The organism is Streptomyces sp. LS1784, assembly GCF_020103755.1.
Classification (GTDB): Bacteria; Actinomycetota; Actinomycetes; order Streptomycetales; family Streptomycetaceae; genus Kitasatospora.
Map to the genome: position 1 here is coordinate 1 of NZ_JAHSQD010001127.1, position 1,047 is coordinate 1,047.

The following is a 1,047-nucleotide window of genomic DNA, read 5'->3' on the forward strand; positions in this document are numbered from 1 at the left end:
CCCCGGAGGCCGCGGTCCCCCAGAGCCTGCTGCGCCGGCTCGGCCTGACCGAGCAGGCCCTGCCCGCCGAGGTCCGGCTCGTCGACCGGGTCGACAGCACGCCGCTGACCGTCCGGATCACAGGCGTCTACCGGGCCACCGACCCGACCGCCCCGTACTGGCGGATCGACCCGGTCGGCGGCCGCGAGATCGAGGTCGGCGGCTTCACCACCTTCGGCCCGATGATGGTCGACCAGAGCGCCTTCACCGCGGCCGGCCTGGTCCAGGGCGGCCGCGGCTGGTCGCTGGACGCCGACTTCTCCGGTACCGACCGGGCTGCCGCGCAGGCCGCCGGCGACAGTGCCCAGCGCCTCTCCCGTGAGCTGCAGGCCACCGCCTCGCTCAGCGTGAAGACCGAACTGCCGGACATCATGCGGGAGTTGTCCGACAGCATGGTGGTCGCCCGGTCCACCCTGCTGATCGGCGCCCTCCAGCTGACGGTGCTCGCCGCGGCGGCCCTGCTGCTGGTCGTCCACCTGATCGCCGCGCGGCAGGAGTCCGAGAACGAGATGCTCGCCGCGCGCGGTGCCTCGGCGGTCAGGCTCGGCTCCTTCACCGCCCTGGAGTCGCTGCTGCTGGCCCTGCCCGCCGCGGTGTTCGCCCCGCTGCTGACCCCGTTCCTGGTCCGCGCGCTGGCCGGCCTCGGCAGTTCCCACCAGGTCGACTTGGAGACCGGCATCAGCTGGACGCTCTGGCCGGTGGCCGTGGTCTGCGCGTTCGCCTGCGTCGTGCTGGCCACCGTGCCCAGCGTGCTGCGCGGCGTCGGCGCCGCCCTGCGTCGCCGGGCCGGCCGCCGCCAGGCCGTGGTCTCCGGCATCGCCCGCAACGGCGGCGACCTCGCCGTGCTCGCCCTGGCCGCGCTCGCCTACCAGCAACTCGACCAGTACGGCGGCGGGCTGTCCGCCGACTCCACCGGACGCCTCGACGTGGACCTGCTGCTGGTCGCCACCCCGGCGCTCGCCCTGTGCGCCGGCACCCTGGTGGTGCTGCGGCTGCTCCCGTTCGTCG

1 protein-coding gene is annotated in these 1,047 nt (G+C 75.0%); it reads left to right on the forward strand.

The window, feature by feature from the left end; translation table 11 throughout:
- The coding region (locus KS423_RS46100) for an FtsX-like permease family protein (protein ID WP_374120197.1) at window positions 1–1,047 on the forward strand (1,047 nt) is incomplete at both ends.